This is a genomic window from Photorhabdus sp. RM322S (genome assembly GCF_042879395.1).
In the GTDB taxonomy this organism is placed as follows: domain Bacteria; phylum Pseudomonadota; class Gammaproteobacteria; order Enterobacterales; family Enterobacteriaceae; genus Photorhabdus; species Photorhabdus khanii.
This window is the reverse complement of sequence record NZ_JBHFKW010000109.1, coordinates 1-2,180: the sequence shown is the minus strand read 5'-3', so window position 1 is coordinate 2,180 and position 2,180 is coordinate 1. Positions and strand designations below refer to the sequence as shown.

The window sequence follows — 2,180 nt, the reverse complement described above, 5'->3', positions numbered from 1 at the left end:
CTGTGTTCGAGATATTAGAGGAAGCGGTTAATTGCAACGCATCACGGCTGCTGAGGGTGCCATTGTTCCCAATCCACCCATCTGCGGTAATATGCACTTCACCCGCCGTCGCACCGATGTTACCGGCGTTATGCACCCCCACACCCGCTTCGGTGCCTATCAACCTAATTTTATGGGCATACATGCCGCCCAGTGCCGCTACATCCAACGCAAACTCCGGGGACTTTTTATTGTCAGCCGATTTTTTTTCAATTTGCTGGTGCGCGGCATCCACAATATTGCGCCCGGTGGTCACTTTCAGGTCCTGCGCATGTAATTTGGCGTTAATCGCGACGGAGCGGGCAATAATATCGGTGTAACTTTGCTGTGTGCTGTCCATGCCGTGCCCGTCAATCCGTACTTCCCCCTGATTGACATCAAAGCCTTTCAACCGGCCCTGTTCCATCAGCGCCTCGCCGGTGGTCAGCGTGGTACGATGCGCGTTGATAAAGCCACAGCCGTTGCAGGTGATACCGGCGGGGTTAGCGATAACCACTTCCGCTTTGCGGCCAGCCACTTCGATCCAACCATTGAGGTGACTGGGATCGCGACTGTTGACTTCATTGAGGATAATTTTCGCTTCCCCTCTGGCGAGCCAGGGGTTACCGGCCACCATCCCACCGAGTTGCGTCTGAGTGGTGTTAGCGCTGTTATTGAGGATAACACCCTGTTTATCCACATCAAACTGACGGTAGCTATTGTGGGAAACCCCATCAGCACTGGGTGTCTGGATATTGACCTGCGGTGTGCCATTGGCACTGTGAATGAGGGTCGGCTGTTGATGGCCCGGCGCCTGTCCATCCGCCACGATATTGGCCTGAGCCGTCAGCGATACACCGCCGAGGGCTAACAAGAGACTGAATCGTAACGCGGTGAGTCGGCAACGACACGACGGTAGAGATGGGCGACGAGTGCGGCACCCTGTTCGTCCTCGTCCGACACGCGCTATCTCTGCTACCACCATCCACATCTGGCGGGCCTGATTAAAGATAATACGATACAACTGCTTGTTCATGACGTTTGCTCCACTCACACGCTACACACGGGCAGCGTTGTTATTCTGAATCAGTACTGCCAATACAGGTTGAATCCGGCCGTGACGGGGGAAGTTTGGAAACCGGCGGGTTTGGACAGCGGAACACCGACAAACAGGTCGTAGCTCACCCCTTTCAGGCTGCCTCGCCAGCCCAGAGCACTGCCCGCCAGGTGTTTTCCGAGCAGAGCGTCACTGCCCCGTCCGCCCACTTCGCCATAGTCGATCCCCAGATACAGCGATTGCCCACGCAGCGGGGTTTGCCAGTCCAGTTCGTTCCGGCTGTACCAGCCCCGATCAGCGGATAAGGTCAACTCGCCATCAAAGCCGCGCACCGTCCAGCGGCCGCCAATCGAAAAGCGATCCTGGGGCGTCAATGGGCTGGCGCTTATCTGGCGTAGATACTGGGTTTGATAAGAAAAGGGCTGAGCAAACAGCGTTAACGGCCCGGCCAGCGTCGCCGAGAATTGGGTGATTTTAGGTAAAGCCGTCCCTTCATTGCGGTACTCTTCCGGTGCCGGTTGCGCGCCAAACCAGCGCATGCCCTGTTGGTAAGTGACTTTGGTATCGAGAGTGGCATTGCCGATAGCGTGATGATGGGACAGCCCCAGCTTCCAGCCTGCGGTTTCCCGGCGCTGAACATCGATTTCGGTGTTGTCAATAAAATTGCGGGACGCCCGGCGATAAATTTCACCATTGAGCAACGTTTTCTGGTCAGCATTACGGTGCAGCACCCGACTGAGCTGGACCGCCAGATTTTGGCTTTTGCCCCGGTATTGAATCGCCTGATTCAGCCCGGCTATCGTCTGGGTATAATCGTAATGACTGGCCGTCACGCTCGTCATCCAGTAGCCAAATGGCAGTGAGTAATAGAGCGTGTCGTTTTGGCTGCCTTTCCCGGCAGACGCGTGAATATCGCGCCCACCGGAAAGATAAAACAGATCACTCAATGCCAGCGGGTTATCCAGAAAAAAGGTTAACCCACCTTGATAACGCCCGGTGCTTTTGGATCCGGTATCATCCAGATAAGTGGCAACTCGCCAGTGCCGTGACTGACGCCAGTCCAGTACAATATCACTCTCCCCTGGCTGTTCTGCCGGGACAATAT

Annotated in this window: 2 protein-coding genes; both read right to left on the bottom strand. The window is 55.6% G+C overall.

The window, feature by feature from the left end; translation table 11 throughout:
- The coding region (locus ACGF63_RS22725; RefSeq protein ID WP_387633345.1) for a filamentous hemagglutinin N-terminal domain-containing protein at positions 1–1,054 on the bottom strand (1,054 nt) is incomplete at its 3' end.
- Between the two features lie 50 nt (positions 1,055–1,104).
- On the bottom strand, positions 1,105–2,180 hold a 1,076-nt coding region (locus tag ACGF63_RS22720; protein WP_387633343.1), incomplete at its 5' end, for a ShlB/FhaC/HecB family hemolysin secretion/activation protein.